The following is a 15,363-nucleotide window of genomic DNA, read 5'->3' on the forward strand; positions in this document are numbered from 1 at the left end:
AGGGCACGGCCCGGCACGGACGGACACTCAGACATGCGGGCAGACCACGGAGAACCCCGCCACCCCGACCCACCGCAAACCCGCCCCCATCACCCTCCCCCCAACCCACCCCCCTACGCATCCACCCGTGCCGCGCTCCGCGCGACCGCGCCGCGGTGGGCCTCGCGGGCGAACGACACCACGCGGCCGGCGCGGGTGGCGGCCGCGGCCGAGGGGTGCCAGCCGACCAGGTGGCGCCAGACCAGGGGTGCCCCGCTGAGCGGGCGGGTCACCAGGCCCGGGGTCGCCGGGAAGCTCGCCCGGCACAGGCCCACCGCCCGTCCCACCTGCACCAGGTGCACGCACGAGGCCGTGTCCGTCTCGTACACGCACGCCGGGGTGAAGCCCGCCCGTACGCACGCCGCCGCGAAGCAGTCCCCGAAGCACCCGTCCCCCGGTACGTCGGTCCACGCCTCCGCCGCCAGTTCCGCCAGCTCGATCTCCGCCCGCGGCGCCAGCGGGTGGTCGGCGGCGAGCATCACGTACACCGGGTCCCGCGCGACCTCCACCCACGCCAGCCGGCCCGCCTCCGGCGGCGCGCTCTCCCCGCACACCCCCACCAGCGCGAAGTCGAGCCGCCCCTCCCCCACCGCGCCCGCGATCTCGCGCTCCGACCACGACGTGTACGTCGTCACCGGTGCGCCCGGGTCCGCGGCGGCGAGCCGGTCGACGAGGCCGCCGAGCAGCGGGCCGTGGGTGCCGCCCAGCCGGTACCCGGCCGCCGCGGCACCGCCCCCGCCGGCCGCGAACCGTACGGCTTCCTCCTGCAGCTCGCACACCGCGGGCAGCACCACCCGCGCCCGGTCCAGGACCAGTTCGCCGAGGGCGGTCGCCCGTACCCCGTCCCGGCCGCGCTCGAACAGCGTGCCGCCCAGGGCGCGCTCGATCCGCTTCAGCTGCGCGCTCAGCGCCGGCTGGGCCAGGCCGAGCGCGGTGGCCGCCCTGGTCAGGGAGCCGGCGTCGGCGATGGCCCGGATCGTCTTGAGGTGCCTCAACTCCAAGTCCATACTCAGAGCTTGGTCCAGACCACCGCCCCAGCGCTATGCCTGTGCGGGCCGAAGACCGCGTGATCACCGGTCCACCCCAGCGGCCCGCCCGGTCACAGCGGGAGGCGATCACCACCTCGGCGTCCGACAGGGGGCGTCCCGGACACGTCCGAGTTCGCCAGCCTGCGAGACCTCGACAGCCACCTCCTCCACCCTCCACCCCCCATCCCCCATCCCCACCCACCCACCCACCCACCCGAGTGACGAGCGCAACACCCGGCGACGCACCACCCCACCCCGCTACGGATTCCGCAGGTGGCGGGGCGAGGCGGGCAGGGGTTTCCAAGGGGCGCGGGCAGGCAGGGCCTGGGATCGCGCGAAACGGGGCATTTCGACCGGCAGGGGCTCCGGCAAAAGACGAGCCGCGCACAGGCGCGGACCCGTAAGCTCCCGTCATGCAGGTGATCCAGTCAACGAAGCTCGCCAATGTCTGCTACGAGATCCGCGGCCCCGTGCTCGAAGAGGCCATGCGGCTCGAAGCAGCAGGTCATCGCATCCTCAAGCTGAACACGGGCAACCCGGCAGCGTTCGGTTTCGACTGCCCGCCCGAGATCCTCGAGGACATGCTCCGCAACCTGGGCAGCGCCCACGGCTACGGGGACGCGAAGGGGCTGCTCTCCGCGCGGCGCGCGGTCATGCAGCACTACCAGACCAAGGGCATCGACCTGGACGTCGAGGACATCTACCTCGGCAACGGCGTCTCCGAGCTGATCCAGATGTCCATGCAGGCGCTGCTGGACGACGGCGACGAGGTCCTCGTCCCCGCGCCGGACTACCCGCTGTGGACGGCCTCCGTGAGCCTCGCCGGCGGCACCGCCGTGCACTACCGGTGCGACGAGCAGTCCGACTGGATGCCCGACCTCGCCGACATCGAGCGCAAGGTCACCGACCGCACCCGCGCCATCGTGATCATCAACCCGAACAACCCCACGGGTGCGGTGTACGACGACGAGATGCTGCGCGGGCTGACGGACATCGCCCGCCGCCACAACCTCGTCGTCTGCTCCGACGAGATCTACGACCGGATCCTCTACGACGGCACCACGCACACGAACACCGCCGTCATCGCGCCGGACCTCCTGACGCTGACCTTCAACGGGCTGTCCAAGAACTACCGCGTCGCCGGCTACCGCTCCGGCTGGATGGCGGTCTGCGGCCCCAAGAAGCACGCCGCCTCGTACATCGAGGGCCTGACGATCCTCGCCAACATGCGGCTGTGCGCCAACATGCCCTCGCAGCACGCCGTCGCCACCGCACTGGGCGGCCGCCAGTCCATCGAGGACCTGCTACTGCCCGGCGGCAGGCTGCTGGAGCAGCGCGACACGGCGTACGACCTGCTCACGCAGATCCCCGGCGTCAGCTGCGTGAAGCCCAAGGGCGCGCTCTACCTCTTCCCGAAGCTCGACCCGGCCGTCTACAAGATCAAGGACGACCGGCAGATGGTGCTCGACCTGCTGCGCGCCGAGAAGATCATGGTGGTGCACGGCACGGGCTTCAACTGGACCGAGCCCGACCACTTCCGGATCGTGACCCTGCCCAACGCGAAGGACCTCTCGGACGCGGTCACCCGGATCGGCAACTTCCTCGACGGCTACAGCCAGCCGTAGGTCGCGTCGCCAAAGCCCCAGCCCCCGGCCGACGAGCAGGGACGCGCCACATTTTGGACCCAGCTCTACTTTAGAACCAATCCAAGGTAGGATGGTCTCCTGACCACGCAGGAGGCCATCCCCATGTACGAGCCGAGCCGCACCAAGTCGGTCCACCGCATGGCCGGCCGCACCGACCACTCCGCCGACTTCCCGCACCGCAGCCGGGGCGAGGAGCTGGACATCCAGCTCGCCGGCCACCTGGCCGCCCTGCTCGCCGTCACCGACGAGCTCGGCCTCGACGACGCCGCCGAGGCCATCGCCCGGCAGGTCGCCCGGCTGCGCGGCGCCCCGCCCGCGCGGCACGCCGCGCGCAGCCACGACGACGCCGGAACCCTGCACCGCCGCGCCCACGACCTCGCCGCCCGCGCCCTGCTCGTCGCCGCCTCGCGCGCCGATACCGCGGTGGCGATCCTCACCGCCGAGCGCATGGACGCCCACGCCGCCGCACTGAGTCTCGCCGCGGCCTCCTAGACGGCCCCGGTCCGGGGCCGCGGAGGCCTCGGACCGGGAGCCATGCTGCTTCCCGTTCCCACAGGCCGTCCCCTCAGGCCGTCCCCGCAGACCGTTCCCACAGGTCGTCCCCGCAGACCGTTCCCACAGGCCACGCCCCGAGGCCACGCCCCTCAGGCCACGTCGACCGTACGGATTCCGCACCACGGCACGACGGCCGCCGGCCACACCGGACCCTCCACCTCCGCCGAGGCCGTCGCACCCGGGGACAGCGCCACCGCCGCGCCCTGGAAGCGGTCGCCCGGCAGTCCTTCCGCGCGCCGGAACTCCACCGTGACCACGTAGTTCACCGGCCCCTCCCGCCGGCTCGTGATCCGTATGTCCGCGACCACCCGCCGCGTCGCCGCCTCCACCCGGCATCCGGTGAGCGTGACGTCCCCCGCCACCGGCGGCGGCGGGGCGGGCGCCGGTTCGGGCGGCCCGATGGCCGCCCACGAATAGAGCATGAACGGGGCGAACACCAGCAGGGCCGCCACCAGCACGAGGGCGACCTGCCACCCCCGCCATTCGCCCGGCCGAGCACCGGGTCTGTCGTACGACATGAACCGATCATTCCCAGCCACCGCCACCCGACACCCGACCCCCACCGCTCGCCTCCCGGCACCGACGCCCACAGCGTCACCGGCACGCTTCGGAATAGGGACCGCTTCGTCACCTGACGTTCATTCAACTCCGCCTGGAATGTGGGTTTCCGCGAGCACGCTGCCCACGTGAAACGCATCGTGGGTATCGCCCTGGCGATCCTGCTGATCGGCGGCGTGGCAGTTGCCGTCATCGCAGGTCGCGGAGGTCAGGGCCTGGGCGGAACGGCAACGAAGACCGTCCGCGGAGTGATCGGGTCGGAGAAGAGCGAGTTCTTCAACGACCCCGACGTGGTGAAGGCCCTCGCTGCCGGGGGCTACACCGTCAAGACGGAGACGTCCGGCTCGTGGGCGATGGACCAGCTCCCGCTCGGAGAGTACGACTTCGCCTTCCCCAGCAGCAGCGAGCCCGCCAAGGGGATCCTCGCCAAGGCGGGGCTCAAGGGGGCTCAGGCCGCCCGGCCCTTCTACTCGCCCCTCGTCGTCGTGACCCGCGGCAACGCCGCCAAGGTCCTCGCCGACAACGGACTCGTGCGGCTGACCGGCAAGAACACCGGCACCCTGCGCATGGGCGAGTACCTCAAGGCCGCCGGCCAGGACCGCACCTGGCAGCAGCTCAGGGGATCCGCCGCGCACGCCGAGCTCACCGGGACGGTCTTCGTCAAGACGACCGATCCCACGAGCTCGAACTCCGGCGCCCTGTGGCTCGCCGCCACCTCCAACGTCGCCAACGGCAGCAAGGTCGTCTCCGACGACCGGGGCATCGGTGCCACCGCCCCGCTGCTCCACAAGCTCTTCTCCGTGCAGGGAGCCCTCGCGCCCAGCACCGACGAGCCCTTCCGCGACTTCATCAGCGGCGCCGGCGACCCCCTGATCCTCGTCTACGAGTCCCAGGTCGCCGCCCTCCTGCTCCAGCAGCAGGACCCCGGCGACCTCGTCGTCCTCTACCCCGACACCACCGTCAACAGCGACCACACCCTGGTCCCGCTGAGCGACGGGGCCAAGGGCCTCGGAGAGCTGCTCAGCACCGACAAGAAGCTGCGCGAGCTGGCCGTACGGCACGGGTTCCGCCCCCAGGGCGCCCTGTCCGAGTTCGTCACCGCCACCGCCCCGCACACCGCCCACCTCAACCAGAAGCTGGCCGGAATCCGTCAGGTGTCCGCACCGACCCTCCCGGTCCTGCAAGCGCTCGCCCAGCGGGCCAAGGGAAAGAGCTGAGGACACACCATGACCACAGCAGACGACCAGTCCCAGCCCCTCGTCCTCACCGCCCCCGAGCCCGTGCCCGCCGTCCGCAGGGAGCAGGCCGCCGGACTCGTCCCGCTCGGCGACGGCGTCCACGAGGAAATGGCCCGGCGCGCCGGGGAGTACGTCGGGGCCCTCGCCGGACTCGACGCCCGCTCCCCGGAGTTCGCGACCCGCATCGGCGAGATCACCGGACTCGGCTCCGGCGACATCCGCACCGCCGCCCAGCAGTCCAACCGCATGCTGGACCGGGCCGTGCGCTCCCTCGGCACCGACGGCGGCGACGCCCAGGGCCGCGTCGCGAACTCCCTCGTCGAACTGCGCCGCACGGTCGAGGACCTCGACCCGCGCGACACCCCCGGCAAGGGCGCCCGCCGCCTCCTGGCCAAGCTCCCCGGCGGCAACAAATTCCGCGACCACGTCGCCAAGTACGCCTCGTCGCAGGCCACCCTCAACAAGATCGTGGGCTCCCTGCGCGGCGGCCAGGACGAACTGCGCCGCGACAACGCCGCCCTGCACACCGAACGGGCCCGCCTCTGGGAGACCATGGGCAAGCTCCAGGAGTACGCGGTCCTCACCGAGGCCCTCGACACGGCCGTCGAGCAGCGCATCGGCGAGACCGAGCTCCTCGACCCCGCCCAGGCCGACGCCCTGCGCGCCGACGTGCTCTTCCCCGTCCGGCAGAAGCACCAGGACCTGCTGACGCAGCTCGCCGTGTGCGCCCAGGGCTATCTGGCCATGGACGTCGTACGCCGCAACAACGACGAGCTGATCAAGGGCGTCGAGCGCGCCGCGACCACCACCGTCTCGGCCCTGCGCATCGCCGTGATGCTGGCGTCCGCCCTCGACAACCAGCGCAAGGTGGTCGAGCAGGTCAACACGCTCCGCAACACCACCGAGGACCTGATCCGCGGGAACGCCGAGATGCTCGCCACCCAGAGCGGCGAGATCCAGCGCATCGCCGCCGACCCGGCCGTCGGCGCGGAGACCCTGCGCACGGCGTTCGCCCAGATCTACCAGACCCTCGACGCCATCGACACCTTCAAGGTCCAGGCCACCGAGTCCATGGCCGCCACCGTCGAGTCGCTGACCGGCGAACTCCAGGCAGCCTCCGCGTACCTCGCCCGCACCCGCAGCGCCGGCGTCCTCGAAGGGGGCAACGGATGACGCACCGTACGGCTTCCCGGCGCTTCGGGCTGCGGCGCGAGCGCTACGGCAGCCACCAGCTGCTCGCCCTCGTCCTGGCCTCCGGGCTCTTCATGGCCGCCGCGGCCTGCACCGCGGAGGACGCCCCCGACGACCCCAAGGAGACGGCGTACAAGCCGGGCACCCTGCGGGTCCTGGCCTCCAGCGAACTGGCCGACATGGAACCGGTCCTGGAGCAGGCCCGCGAGGCCACCGGCGTCAACGTCCGGCTGACCTGGTCCGGCACCCTCGACGCCGTCGAGCAGGTGGCCTCCGGCAAGGCCGGCGGCCGCTACGACGCCGTCTGGCTCTCCTCGAACGACTACCTCCGGCTGCGCCCCGAGGCCGCCGGGAAGCTCGCCTCCGAAACCCCGGTGATGTCCTCGCCGGTCGCCCTCGGCATCAAGCCCGCGGCCGTCGCCCGGCTCGGCTGGAAGCCCGGGGAGGTCACCTGGTCGGCGGTCCACCGGGCCGTCACCGGCGGGAAGCTGACGTACGGCATGACCGATCCCGTCCGCTCCAACTCCGGCTTCTCCGCCCTGGTCTCGGTGGCCTCCGGGCTCTCCGGTGCGCAGGCCGCGCTCACCGACGCGGACGTGCGCAAGGCCTCCCCGCAGCTCAAGGAGTTCTTCACCGGCCAGAAGCTGACCTCCGGGTCCTCCGGCTGGCTGGCGTCCGCGTACGCCCGCCGCGGGGACGTCGACGCGCTGGTCAACTACGAGTCCGTCCTGCTCTCCATGAACCGCGAGACGTCCGGGGCCGGCAAGGACGCCCTGACGGTGATCCGGCCGCGCGACGGCGTGGTCACCGCCGACTACCCGCTGACCATGCTGGCCTCCTCCCCCGCCGGGGCGCGCGAGTCGGGCCGGGCGCTGACCGCGTACCTGCGCAGCGCCGAGGTCCAGAAGACGATCTCCGACCGGACCTTCCGGCGGCCGGTGACGCCCGGCGTGACCCCGGCCGCGGGCCTGGCCGCCGACAAGCGGCGGGAGCTGCCCTTCCCCGGCACCCGTACGGTCGCCGACGGGCTGCTGGCGTCGTACGAGAACGAACTGCGCCGCCCCTCGCGCACGGTGTACGTCCTCGACACCTCCGGGTCCATGGAGGAGGAGAACCGGATCGGCCGGCTGCGGGACGCCCTGTCGGAGCTGACCGGCACCGGGGACTCCGCGCCCGGCCACCGCTTCCGGGACCGCGAGGAGGTGACCCTGCTGTCCTTCGGGTCGGAGGTGAAGCGGGTACGCACGCACCAGGTGCGGCCGGGGCAGGTCGACGAGGCGCTGGACGACATCCGCAAGGACGTGAAATCGCTGACTCCGGAGGGCGGCACGGCCGTCTACAGCAGTCTGGAAGCGGCGTACGGACACCTCGGCAAGGGCGGGGGCGGGGGCGACGCCTTCACCTCGATCGTGCTGATGACCGACGGCGAGAACACCGAGGGTGTCGACGCCGGGCACTTCGACTCCTTCTTCGCCGGGCTGCCGGCCGCGCAGCGGGCCACGCCCGTCTTCGCGGTGGTGTTCGGCGACTCGGACCGCAAGGAGCTCGCGCACATCGCCGAACTGACCGGCGGCCGGCTGTTCGACGCGACCGGGGGCGACAGCTCCCTGGACGGAGCCTTCGAGGAGATCCGTGGCTACCAGTAGAGCGCTCAGATACCTGGAGTCGAAGAAGAACCTCACCGGCAGTGCCTGCGGGGTGGTGGGTGTCGGGCTGACCCTCGCGGGCGTGGCCGGACCGTACTGGCCGGTGGTGGTGGCCGGGCTGTACGGCGCGGGCGCGCTGATCGCGCCGCCGGAGCGGGTCCCCCCGCCGGACTTCGACCCGCGCGAGCAGCTCGGCGCGCTGCGGGAGGACTTCGCACGGCTGCAGGAGTACCTCGGCGAGGTGGAGCTGCCACCGGCCGCCGGCGGCAAGCTGACCGAACTGCTGGGCCTGTACGGGGCGCTGCTCGATCCGGGGTGGGTCGCGGACGTGCTCGCGACCGACCCGGAGTCGGTGCACGCGCTGTCGCGGGCGGTCCGGCAGGACGTCCCGGAGTGCGTGGACACGTACAACCGGACCCGCTGGTGGAACCGGCTCCAGCCGGGCACGGAGTCTCCGGAGCGGCATCTCGAACGGCAGCTGAGCGTGCTGTTCGACGAGGCGGAACGCCTGACGGCGGACCTCCGCGAAGCAGAGGCCCGCCGTCAGCAGACGCACACGACCTATCTGGAAGAGCGCGGACGCTCCTGACAGACCAGACGAGCCGGTGCTGCGGTGGGAACCGCTTGGTCGGGGGCTCCCACAGCGGTGGGGGCCGCTTGGTCGGGGGCTCCCACGTTCATTGGCCCTGGTTCAGGGCGCGGTCTGGCTCAGCCGAGGCGCTCGACCAGGGCGTGGTACTGGTCCCACAGCTCCTTCGGAGTGTGGTCGCCGTAGGTGTTCAGGTGCTCGGGGACCAGGGAGGCCTCCTCGCGCCAGACCTCCTTGTCGACGGTCAGGAGGAAGTCCAGGTCCTCGGCCGGGAGGTCCAGGCCGTCGGTGTCCAGGGACGCGGCGGTCGGCAGGATGCCGATGGGGGTCTCGACGCCCTCGGCCTTGCCGTCGAGGCGCTCGACGATCCACTTCAGGACGCGGCTGTTCTCGCCGAAGCCGGGCCACACGAACTTGCCCGCGTCGTTCTTGCGGAACCAGTTCACGTAGTAGATCTTCGGGAGCTTGGACTGGTCCTTGCCCTTGGCGACGTCGACCCAGTGGCCCATGTAGTCGCCCATGTTGTAGCCGCAGAACGGCAGCATGGCGAAGGGGTCGCGGCGCAGCTCGCCGACCTTGCCCTCGGCGGCGGCGGTCTTCTCGGAGGCGATGTTCGAGCCGATGAAGACGCCGTGGTTCCAGTCGAAGGACTCGGTGACCAGGGGGACGGCGGAGGCGCGGCGGCCGCCGAAGAGGATCGCGGAGACCGGGACGCCCTTGGGGTCCTCCCACTCGGGGGCGATCGTCGGGCACTGCGACGCCGGGACGGCGAAGCGGGCGTTGGGGTGGGCCGCCGGGGTCTCGGACTCCGGGGTCCAGGCGTTGCCCTTCCAGTCGATGAGGTGGGCGGGGGCCTCTTCGGTCATGCCCTCCCACCAGACGTCACTGCCGTCGGGGGTGAGCGCGACGTTGGTGAAGACGGTGTTCGCGTACATCGTCTTCATGGCGTTGGCGTTGGTGTGCTCGCCGGTGCCGGGGGCGACGCCGAAGAAGCCGGCCTCGGGGTTGATCGCGTAGAGGCGGCCGTCCTCGCCGAAGCGCATCCAGGCGATGTCGTCGCCGATGGTCTCGACCGTCCAGCCGGAGATCGTGGGCTCCAGCATGGCGAGGTTGGTCTTGCCACAGGCGGACGGGAAGGCGGCGGCAACGTACTTGGCCTCACCCTGCGGCGGGGTGAGCTTGAGGATCAGCATGTGCTCGGCGAGCCAGCCCTCGTCGCGGGCCATGACGGAGGCGATGCGCAGGGCGTAGCACTTCTTGCCGAGCAGGGCGTTGCCGCCGTAGCCGGAGCCGAAGGACCAGATCTCGCGGGTCTCCGGGAAGTGCGAGATGTACTTGGTGGTGTTGCAGGGCCACGGCACGTCGGCCTCGCCCTCGGCGAGCGGAGCGCCAAGGGTGTGGACCGCCTTGACGAAGAAGCCGTCGGTGCCGAGCTCGTCCAGGACCGGCTGTCCCATGCGGGTCATGGTGCGCATCGCGACGGCGACGTAGGCGGAGTCGGTGATCTCGACGCCGATCGCGGAGAGCTCGGAGCCGAGGGGGCCCATGCAGAACGGGACGACGTACATCGTCCGGCCCTTCATGGAGCCGCGGAAGATTCCCCCAGAGCCTTCGGCCTGGGAGGTGCCCGCCGTCTCGCCCGCCTCGCCGATGAAGAGCTCCTTCATCTCGGAAGGGGCCTTCCAGTGGTTGGTCGGGCCCGCGTCCTCCTCCTTCTCGGAGCAGATGAAGGTCCGGTCCTCGACGCGCGCGACGTCGGTCGGGTCGGAGGCGGCGTAGTAGGAGTTCGGGCGCTTGGCCGGGTCGAGCTTCTTGAAGGTGCCCTTCTCGACGAGCTCTTCGCACAGGCGCTCGTACTCGGCCTCGGATCCGTCGCACCAGACGATGCGGTCGGGCTGGGTGATCGCTGCGATCTCGTTCACCCAGGAGACGAGCTCCTTGTGGTTCGTCGGGACGGTGGTGGGAGCCGCGTTGTCGCGCGCCACGATTGCTCCTTGAAGAGGGGTTTTTTGATGTATGCCCCTTGGGGGCTGCGACCCGGATGCTTCGCGCTCCGCTCATCCGGTGTCGACCGCACTCATCTGATCATCCGGTGCGTGTGCGCATATGTCCAGGGGGCCTCTCACGTGAGCATCGCCACTCGCGTCAATCTTCCGTAAAGAGGACGATCGGCGCGCAGCCGAAAACCTACGGACCCGTAGGTAGCATGTGCGGCATGACTTCTGATGCCTCCGCCGCGCCGACGGCCGCGGTGCCCGTCAAGCCGCTGATGCGCGGCTGGCTGCATGCCGGGATGTTTCCCGCGGTCGTGGTCGCGGGCCTGGCCCTGATGGCGTTCACCGATTCGACGCGGGCCCGGGTCGCCTGCGGGGTGTACGTCCTCACGGCCTGCCTGCTCTTCGGGGTGAGCGCGGTCTACCACCGGGGCACCTGGGGGCCGCGCGGCGAGGCGGTGCTGCGGCGGCTCGACCACGCCAACATCTTCCTGATCATCGCCGGGACGTACACCCCGCTGACCGTCCTGCTCCTCCCGCCCTCCACCGGACGGACGCTCCTGTGGGCGGTCTGGATCGCGGCCGCGGCGGGGATCGCCTTCCGCGTGTTCTGGGTCGGCGCCCCGCGCTGGCTCTATACGCCCTGCTACATCGCCATGGGCTGGGCGGCGGTCTTCTTCCTCCCCGACTTCCTGCGCACGGGCGGCATCGCGGTGCTCGTCCTCGTGATCGTCGGAGGGCTGCTGTACAGCGTGGGAGGGGTCATCTACGGGATGAAGCGTCCCGACCCCTCCCCGCGCTTCTTCGGTTTCCACGAGGTGTTCCACTCGCTGACGCTGGCGGCGTTCGTGGCCCACTACGTGGGGATCTCGCTGGCCGCCTACCGGCACGCGTAGGAGTCGTCAGCCCCGGGAGACCCGGGTCTCCCCGGCGACCGCATTGTTCCCCGTGTTCGGGTCGAAGGTGGCCGCGGAGACCCTGGCCGTCGCCCTGACCTCGGCCGGGCGGGCGGCCCGTACGGTGACGCGGAAACTGCGCTGCTCCCCGGCGGCCAGCTTGCCCGCCTTCCAGGTCAGCCCGGTCGGAGTGGAGCGCTCGACGCGCGGCCGGGTGGAGACGACCCGCACGAACGGGGGCCTGCGCAGCTTCACGGTCACGCCGTTCGCCGGGGACAGGCCGTGGTTGGTGACCGTCACCGTGTAGGTGTACGTCCCCTTGGTGCGGGCGGTTTCGGGTGCGCTGAGCGTGACGCCCACGTCCGCGGCGGGCTTGCCGACCTCGACGCGCCCGATCCTGTTGCCGATGAGCTCCGTGAACCACATGTTGCCGTCCGGCCCCGGGGCGATGTGGAACGGGCTGTTGTTCACGTTCGGCGTGGGGATGGAGAACTGCGCGAGGGAGCCGGACGGGGTGATCCGTCCGATCTTGTTGATGTTCGACTCCGCGAACCAGAGGTTGCCGTCCGGTCCCGCCGCGATGCCCACGGGGCCGCTGCCGGGCGTGGACAGCGGGAACTCCTCGACCGTGCCGTCATGGGGGTCGAGCCGGCCGATCGCGTTGAGGCCGGGGTCGGTGAACCAGACCTTGCCGTCCGGGCCGGCGGTGATGTTGACGGGGGCGCTCTCGAGGTCGTCCAGCGGGAACTGCGTGACCTTGCCGTACGGGGTGATCCGTCCGATCTTGTTGTAGCCCTGCTCGGTGAACCACAGGTTCCCGTCCGGGCCGTTCGCGATCCGGTACGGGAAGGTGTTCGGCTCGGGCAGCAGGAACTCGGTGAGGGCCCCGTCGTCCGGGTCGATCCGCCCGATCTTGTTGGCGCCGTTCTCGACGAACCACACGTTGCCGTCCGGCCCGCCGGTGATGCCCATCGGATAGCTGCCGGCCTGGGGCAGCGCGAAATCGGTGACGGAGCCGTCGTCCGGGTCCATGCGCGCGATCCGGTCCGCGCCGGACTGCGTGAACCACAGGTTGCCGTCGGATCCGGCGGCGATGTCGTCGGGGAACCGCTCCGGTGCGGGCAGTGCGTACCGGGTGATGGTCCCGTCGGGTGCGATCCTCCCGATCTTGTTGTCGTCGACGCCCACCGGCGACTGCTCGGTGAACCACATGGCGCCGTCGGGGCCCGCGGTGATGCCGACCGGGCTCAGGTCCGAGAGGAGGGGGAACTCCCGGATGTCCCCGACGGCGGCCTGGGCGTGGCCGGTGAGGGCGGGAAGGCCGAGGAGACCGCAGGCCAGCAGCACGGCCAGGCGGCGGCCGCGCGGCGGCCGGCGGTGGCGCGGCGCGCGGGCCGGGGCCGGGTTCGGGGACGAGGCCGTGGACACGGACGGAGTCGGGATCGGGGAAGGCGAGGCGGTCTGGGGCATGCGCCCAGCGTGGAGGACGGCCCGCCCTCCCCTGCGGGACGACGGGCCGTCAAACGGGTTCTCTCCCCCGGAGGAAGGAGCGGCTACCGGCAGGCGTAGCCGTCGCGGTCCGGGTCGAGGCGCAGCGGATCGCTGCCGTGGACCTTCATCCGCTTCGGGTAGCGGTGGGCGGCCAGCCAGTCGCAGCGGGCCCTGGTCGTCGCGCGGACCTCCTTGGGGAACGCCGTCGGGACGCAGTGGTTGACCGTGCCGTAGTGCCGGTCGCAGCCCGCTATCCGCGGGTCCACGGGGACCGAGGCGCGCTTGGCCGGGTTCTTCTTCGGGGCGCCGAGCTCGTCCGCGAACGTGTGCACGTGCGGGGCGGGGGCGCGGTCCGCGGCCGCCGACAGGGCGGCGGGCCCGCCGAGGCGCACCCAGCTGGCGATCGAGGGGACGCCGTTGGCGTCGACCGCGAAGAGCATGTACCAGCCGGGCGGGGCCAGGTTCGGGTTGCTGGTGACGTTGAGGTCGACGTTGTTGCCGTCGACGGTCAGCGGCAGGTCCACGAACCGCTGGTTGGGGTCGGAAGAGTGCGTGACCGCCGCCGGCCGGATCAGCTCCGCCTTCGCGATCGGCCGGTCGACGGTGATCCGCTGGGTGTCGCCGTACGTCCACTGGGTGTCGATCAGCGAGGTGATCTTCGGGCGGGGGCCCTTGAAGAGGTACGGCGGGCTGTACAGGGACACGTTGTGGTTGTAGGTGCCGTTACCGGGGTTGTCGCCGACCGTCATCACCCGGCCGTCGGGCATCAGGAAGGCCGCCGAGTGGTACGTCCGCGGGATCGGGTCGGCCGGCAGCCCGGCCTGGTAGGTGTCGGTCGCCGGGTCGAAGAACGACGCCTCGAACACCGGGTCGGCCCGGTCGTGGAGCCCGCCGCCCGTCTCCAGCACCTTCCCGTCGGGCAGCAGTACCGCCGACACGTACATCTTGCCTTCGGCGCCGGTCTGCGGCCGCTTGCCCGCACCCTGGTCGACCAGGCCGAGCGGGAGGTCCGGGCCGGCCGTGTAGGCGGGGCTCGGCCGCTTCAGGTCGATGATGTCCGTCAGCCGGTTCGCCGCCGGATTGGTCTCGTTGTTGCCGCCGCCGACGGTCAGCACCCGCTGGTCCTGCGCCGGGGGCAGCAGCACGCTCGCCGACTCGTCGCGCTCGTCCTTCTTCCTCAGGCCCGGCACGTCGGTGATGGTGTTGGCCGCGTAGTCGTAGACCGACGCGCCCGAGCCCGGGGTGCCGTTGCCGAAGGTGTGGCTGCCCGAGTAGAAGAGGCGGCCGTCCTGCATGAGGATCATCGACGGGTACAGGCCCCAGTACGACCAGGTCTGGTTGACCTCGTTCATCGGGAGCCAGCGGCCCTGCGCGGCCGAGAACTTCTCCGCCGTGACGTTGCCCGTCGAGTCCTCCTTCAGACCGCCGAAGGAGATCACGTCACCGTTGCCGAGGACGGTCGCCGACGGGTACCAGTGGCCGCCGTTCATGTCGTTGGTCCTGGTGTACGCCTCGGTGGCCGGGTCGAAGACGTACGAGTCCTTCAGGCCCTGGTAGCCGATCGTCCCGTCCGCCGACGGATAGCCCTTGTTGCCGCTCATCACCAGCACCCGGCCGTCGGACAGCTGCACGTGGCCCGAGCAGAACATGTCCACGGGCGTCGGGATCGTCTTGAACGTGCCGTTGGCGGGGTCGTACACCGCCGAGGTGAAGGTGCCCGCGTTGAACTGCGCGATGTCGTTTCCCGAGCCCGCGATCAGCAGCACCTTGCCGTTCCTGAGGACGACGGCGTGCATCGAGCGGGTCGGGTTCTTCGCGGGAATGACGTCCCACCGGCCCTTGGCGCACTCCTGCGGCGTGCCGGTGCACACCGGCTCCGGCGGCGGCGCGCCGACCTCCTCCATCGCGTAGTCGTCCGTGGTGAGCGTGCCGACTCCGTACACCGAGAGGCCCCAGGCGATCCGGTCGGTGCCCGGCGGCACCGCGGGCGTGCGGACCTCCGTACGCGCCCAGGCCGCGCTGACCGGCGGACTCGTCAGGTCCGTCCAGTACTGCCAGCCGCCCGTGGTGTCGCGCCGGAACACCGTCACCGACACGTCCGGGGTGGTGGACTTGTACCAGGCGGACAGGTCGTACTGCCGGCCCGGCGTGACCGCGGGCGCGCAGGCGGCGTTCTCGGTCACCAGGGCCTTGCGGTCGCCGGAGACCCGCCGGGTCAGCGAGACCCGCATGGCCTTGGTCCCCGTACGGGCGTCCGCGACCGTCGCGAAGCCGAAGTCGTTGTCGCCCCAGCCGGACTTCGACCAGCAGGACGGCATGTCGGAACCGGCCGCGCCGGCGGTCTCGAATCCGGGATTGCTGAGCAGGTTGGGCGGCCCCGCGGTCGCCTGCTGCGGGGCGGTGAGCAGCAGGCCCGCCGCCATCGCTGCGACGGCGAGCAGGGCCGCCGTCCTCCTTTTGGGCATGGTCGTCCCCTTCCGGCCTTGCGGTGT

Annotated in this window: 12 protein-coding genes; 7 read left to right on the plus strand and 5 right to left on the minus strand. The window is 71.4% G+C overall.

Annotated features, from left to right (window positions below; all coding sequences use genetic code 11):
* Window positions 1-113 precede the first annotated feature (113 nt).
* Entirely contained in the window at window positions 114-1,046 is a 933-nt protein-coding gene (locus ACZ7H1_RS24315) for a LysR family transcriptional regulator (RefSeq protein WP_470789568.1), read from the minus strand.
* 434 nt (window positions 1,047-1,480) lie between these two features.
* On the opposite strand from ACZ7H1_RS24315, the gene ACZ7H1_RS24320 reads away from it, so the two are divergent.
* Together ACZ7H1_RS24320 and ACZ7H1_RS24325 are read left to right on the plus strand one after the other, a co-directional pair.
* Window positions 1,481-2,692 (plus strand): pyridoxal phosphate-dependent aminotransferase, encoded by a 1,212-nt coding sequence (locus ACZ7H1_RS24320; protein WP_470789570.1) that lies wholly within the window; start codon window positions 1,481-1,483, stop codon window positions 2,690-2,692.
* A gap of 123 nt (window positions 2,693-2,815) precedes the next feature.
* The gene (locus tag ACZ7H1_RS24325) at window positions 2,816-3,205 is read left to right on the plus strand and encodes an SCO4983 family protein (protein ID WP_470789572.1); all 390 of its coding nucleotides are present in this window, start codon (window positions 2,816-2,818) and stop codon (window positions 3,203-3,205) included.
* A gap of 152 nt (window positions 3,206-3,357) precedes the next feature.
* On the opposite strand, the gene ACZ7H1_RS24330 is transcribed toward ACZ7H1_RS24325, so the two are convergent.
* Window positions 3,358-3,786, minus strand: coding sequence for a hypothetical protein (locus ACZ7H1_RS24330; RefSeq protein ID WP_470789574.1), 429 nt, complete (start codon window positions 3,784-3,786; stop codon window positions 3,358-3,360).
* A gap of 168 nt (window positions 3,787-3,954) precedes the next feature.
* Between ACZ7H1_RS24330 and ACZ7H1_RS24335 the strand changes: the two genes are divergently transcribed.
* From ACZ7H1_RS24335 to ACZ7H1_RS24350, 4 genes are read left to right on the plus strand one after another with little or no spacing between them, the layout of a single operon-like run.
* Window positions 3,955-5,043 (plus strand): hypothetical protein, encoded by a 1,089-nt coding sequence (locus ACZ7H1_RS24335; RefSeq protein WP_470789576.1) that lies wholly within the window; start codon window positions 3,955-3,957, stop codon window positions 5,041-5,043.
* A 9-nt stretch (window positions 5,044-5,052) separates the two neighbouring features.
* Window positions 5,053-6,237, plus strand: coding sequence for a toxic anion resistance protein (locus ACZ7H1_RS24340; RefSeq protein WP_470789578.1), 1,185 nt, complete (start codon window positions 5,053-5,055; stop codon window positions 6,235-6,237).
* On the plus strand, window positions 6,234-7,901 hold the full coding sequence (locus ACZ7H1_RS24345) for a substrate-binding and vWA domain-containing protein (protein ID WP_470789580.1): 1,668 nt from the start codon (window positions 6,234-6,236) through the stop codon (window positions 7,899-7,901). Before ACZ7H1_RS24340 ends, ACZ7H1_RS24345 begins: the two co-directional genes overlap by 4 nt.
* Window positions 7,888-8,490, plus strand: a complete 603-nt coding sequence (locus tag ACZ7H1_RS24350; protein ID WP_470789582.1) for a hypothetical protein — start codon at window positions 7,888-7,890, stop codon at window positions 8,488-8,490. Before ACZ7H1_RS24345 ends, ACZ7H1_RS24350 begins: the two co-directional genes overlap by 14 nt.
* A gap of 119 nt (window positions 8,491-8,609) precedes the next feature.
* On the opposite strand, the gene ACZ7H1_RS24355 is transcribed toward ACZ7H1_RS24350, so the two are convergent.
* On the minus strand, window positions 8,610-10,475 hold the full coding sequence (locus tag ACZ7H1_RS24355) for a phosphoenolpyruvate carboxykinase (GTP) (RefSeq protein ID WP_470789584.1): 1,866 nt from the start codon (window positions 10,473-10,475) through the stop codon (window positions 8,610-8,612).
* 230 nt (window positions 10,476-10,705) lie between these two features.
* Between ACZ7H1_RS24355 and trhA the strand changes: the two genes are divergently transcribed.
* On the plus strand, window positions 10,706-11,380 hold the full coding sequence (gene trhA, locus ACZ7H1_RS24360) for a PAQR family membrane homeostasis protein TrhA (RefSeq protein WP_470789586.1): 675 nt from the start codon (window positions 10,706-10,708) through the stop codon (window positions 11,378-11,380).
* A gap of 6 nt (window positions 11,381-11,386) precedes the next feature.
* On the opposite strand, the gene ACZ7H1_RS24365 is transcribed toward trhA, so the two are convergent.
* Entirely contained in the window at window positions 11,387-12,850 is a 1,464-nt protein-coding gene (locus tag ACZ7H1_RS24365; protein WP_470789588.1) for a virginiamycin B lyase family protein, read from the minus strand.
* 83 nt (window positions 12,851-12,933) lie between these two features.
* On the minus strand, window positions 12,934-15,336 hold the full coding sequence (locus ACZ7H1_RS24370; protein ID WP_470789590.1) for a galactose oxidase-like domain-containing protein: 2,403 nt from the start codon (window positions 15,334-15,336) through the stop codon (window positions 12,934-12,936).
* Between the last annotated feature and the right edge of the window lie 27 nt (window positions 15,337-15,363).

The organism is Streptomyces sp. NPDC037401 (assembly GCF_055602345.1).

Coding starts and splice junctions, on each gene's coding strand:
- ACZ7H1_RS24340 (WP_470789578.1), top strand. CDS start 5,053: ATGACCACAGCAGACGACCAGTCCCAGCCCCTCGTCCTCACCGCCCCC.
- ACZ7H1_RS24330 (WP_470789574.1), bottom strand. CDS start 3,786: ATGTCGTACGACAGACCCGGTGCTCGGCCGGGCGAATGGCGGGGGTGG.
- ACZ7H1_RS24370 (WP_470789590.1), bottom strand. CDS start 15,336: ATGCCCAAAAGGAGGACGGCGGCCCTGCTCGCCGTCGCAGCGATGGCG.
- trhA (WP_470789586.1), top strand. CDS start 10,706: ATGACTTCTGATGCCTCCGCCGCGCCGACGGCCGCGGTGCCCGTCAAG.
- ACZ7H1_RS24365 (WP_470789588.1), bottom strand. CDS start 12,850: ATGCCCCAGACCGCCTCGCCTTCCCCGATCCCGACTCCGTCCGTGTCC.
- ACZ7H1_RS24315 (WP_470789568.1), bottom strand. CDS start 1,046: ATGGACTTGGAGTTGAGGCACCTCAAGACGATCCGGGCCATCGCCGAC.
- ACZ7H1_RS24325 (WP_470789572.1), top strand. CDS start 2,816: ATGTACGAGCCGAGCCGCACCAAGTCGGTCCACCGCATGGCCGGCCGC.
- ACZ7H1_RS24320 (WP_470789570.1), top strand. CDS start 1,481: ATGCAGGTGATCCAGTCAACGAAGCTCGCCAATGTCTGCTACGAGATC.
- ACZ7H1_RS24345 (WP_470789580.1), top strand. CDS start 6,234: ATGACGCACCGTACGGCTTCCCGGCGCTTCGGGCTGCGGCGCGAGCGC.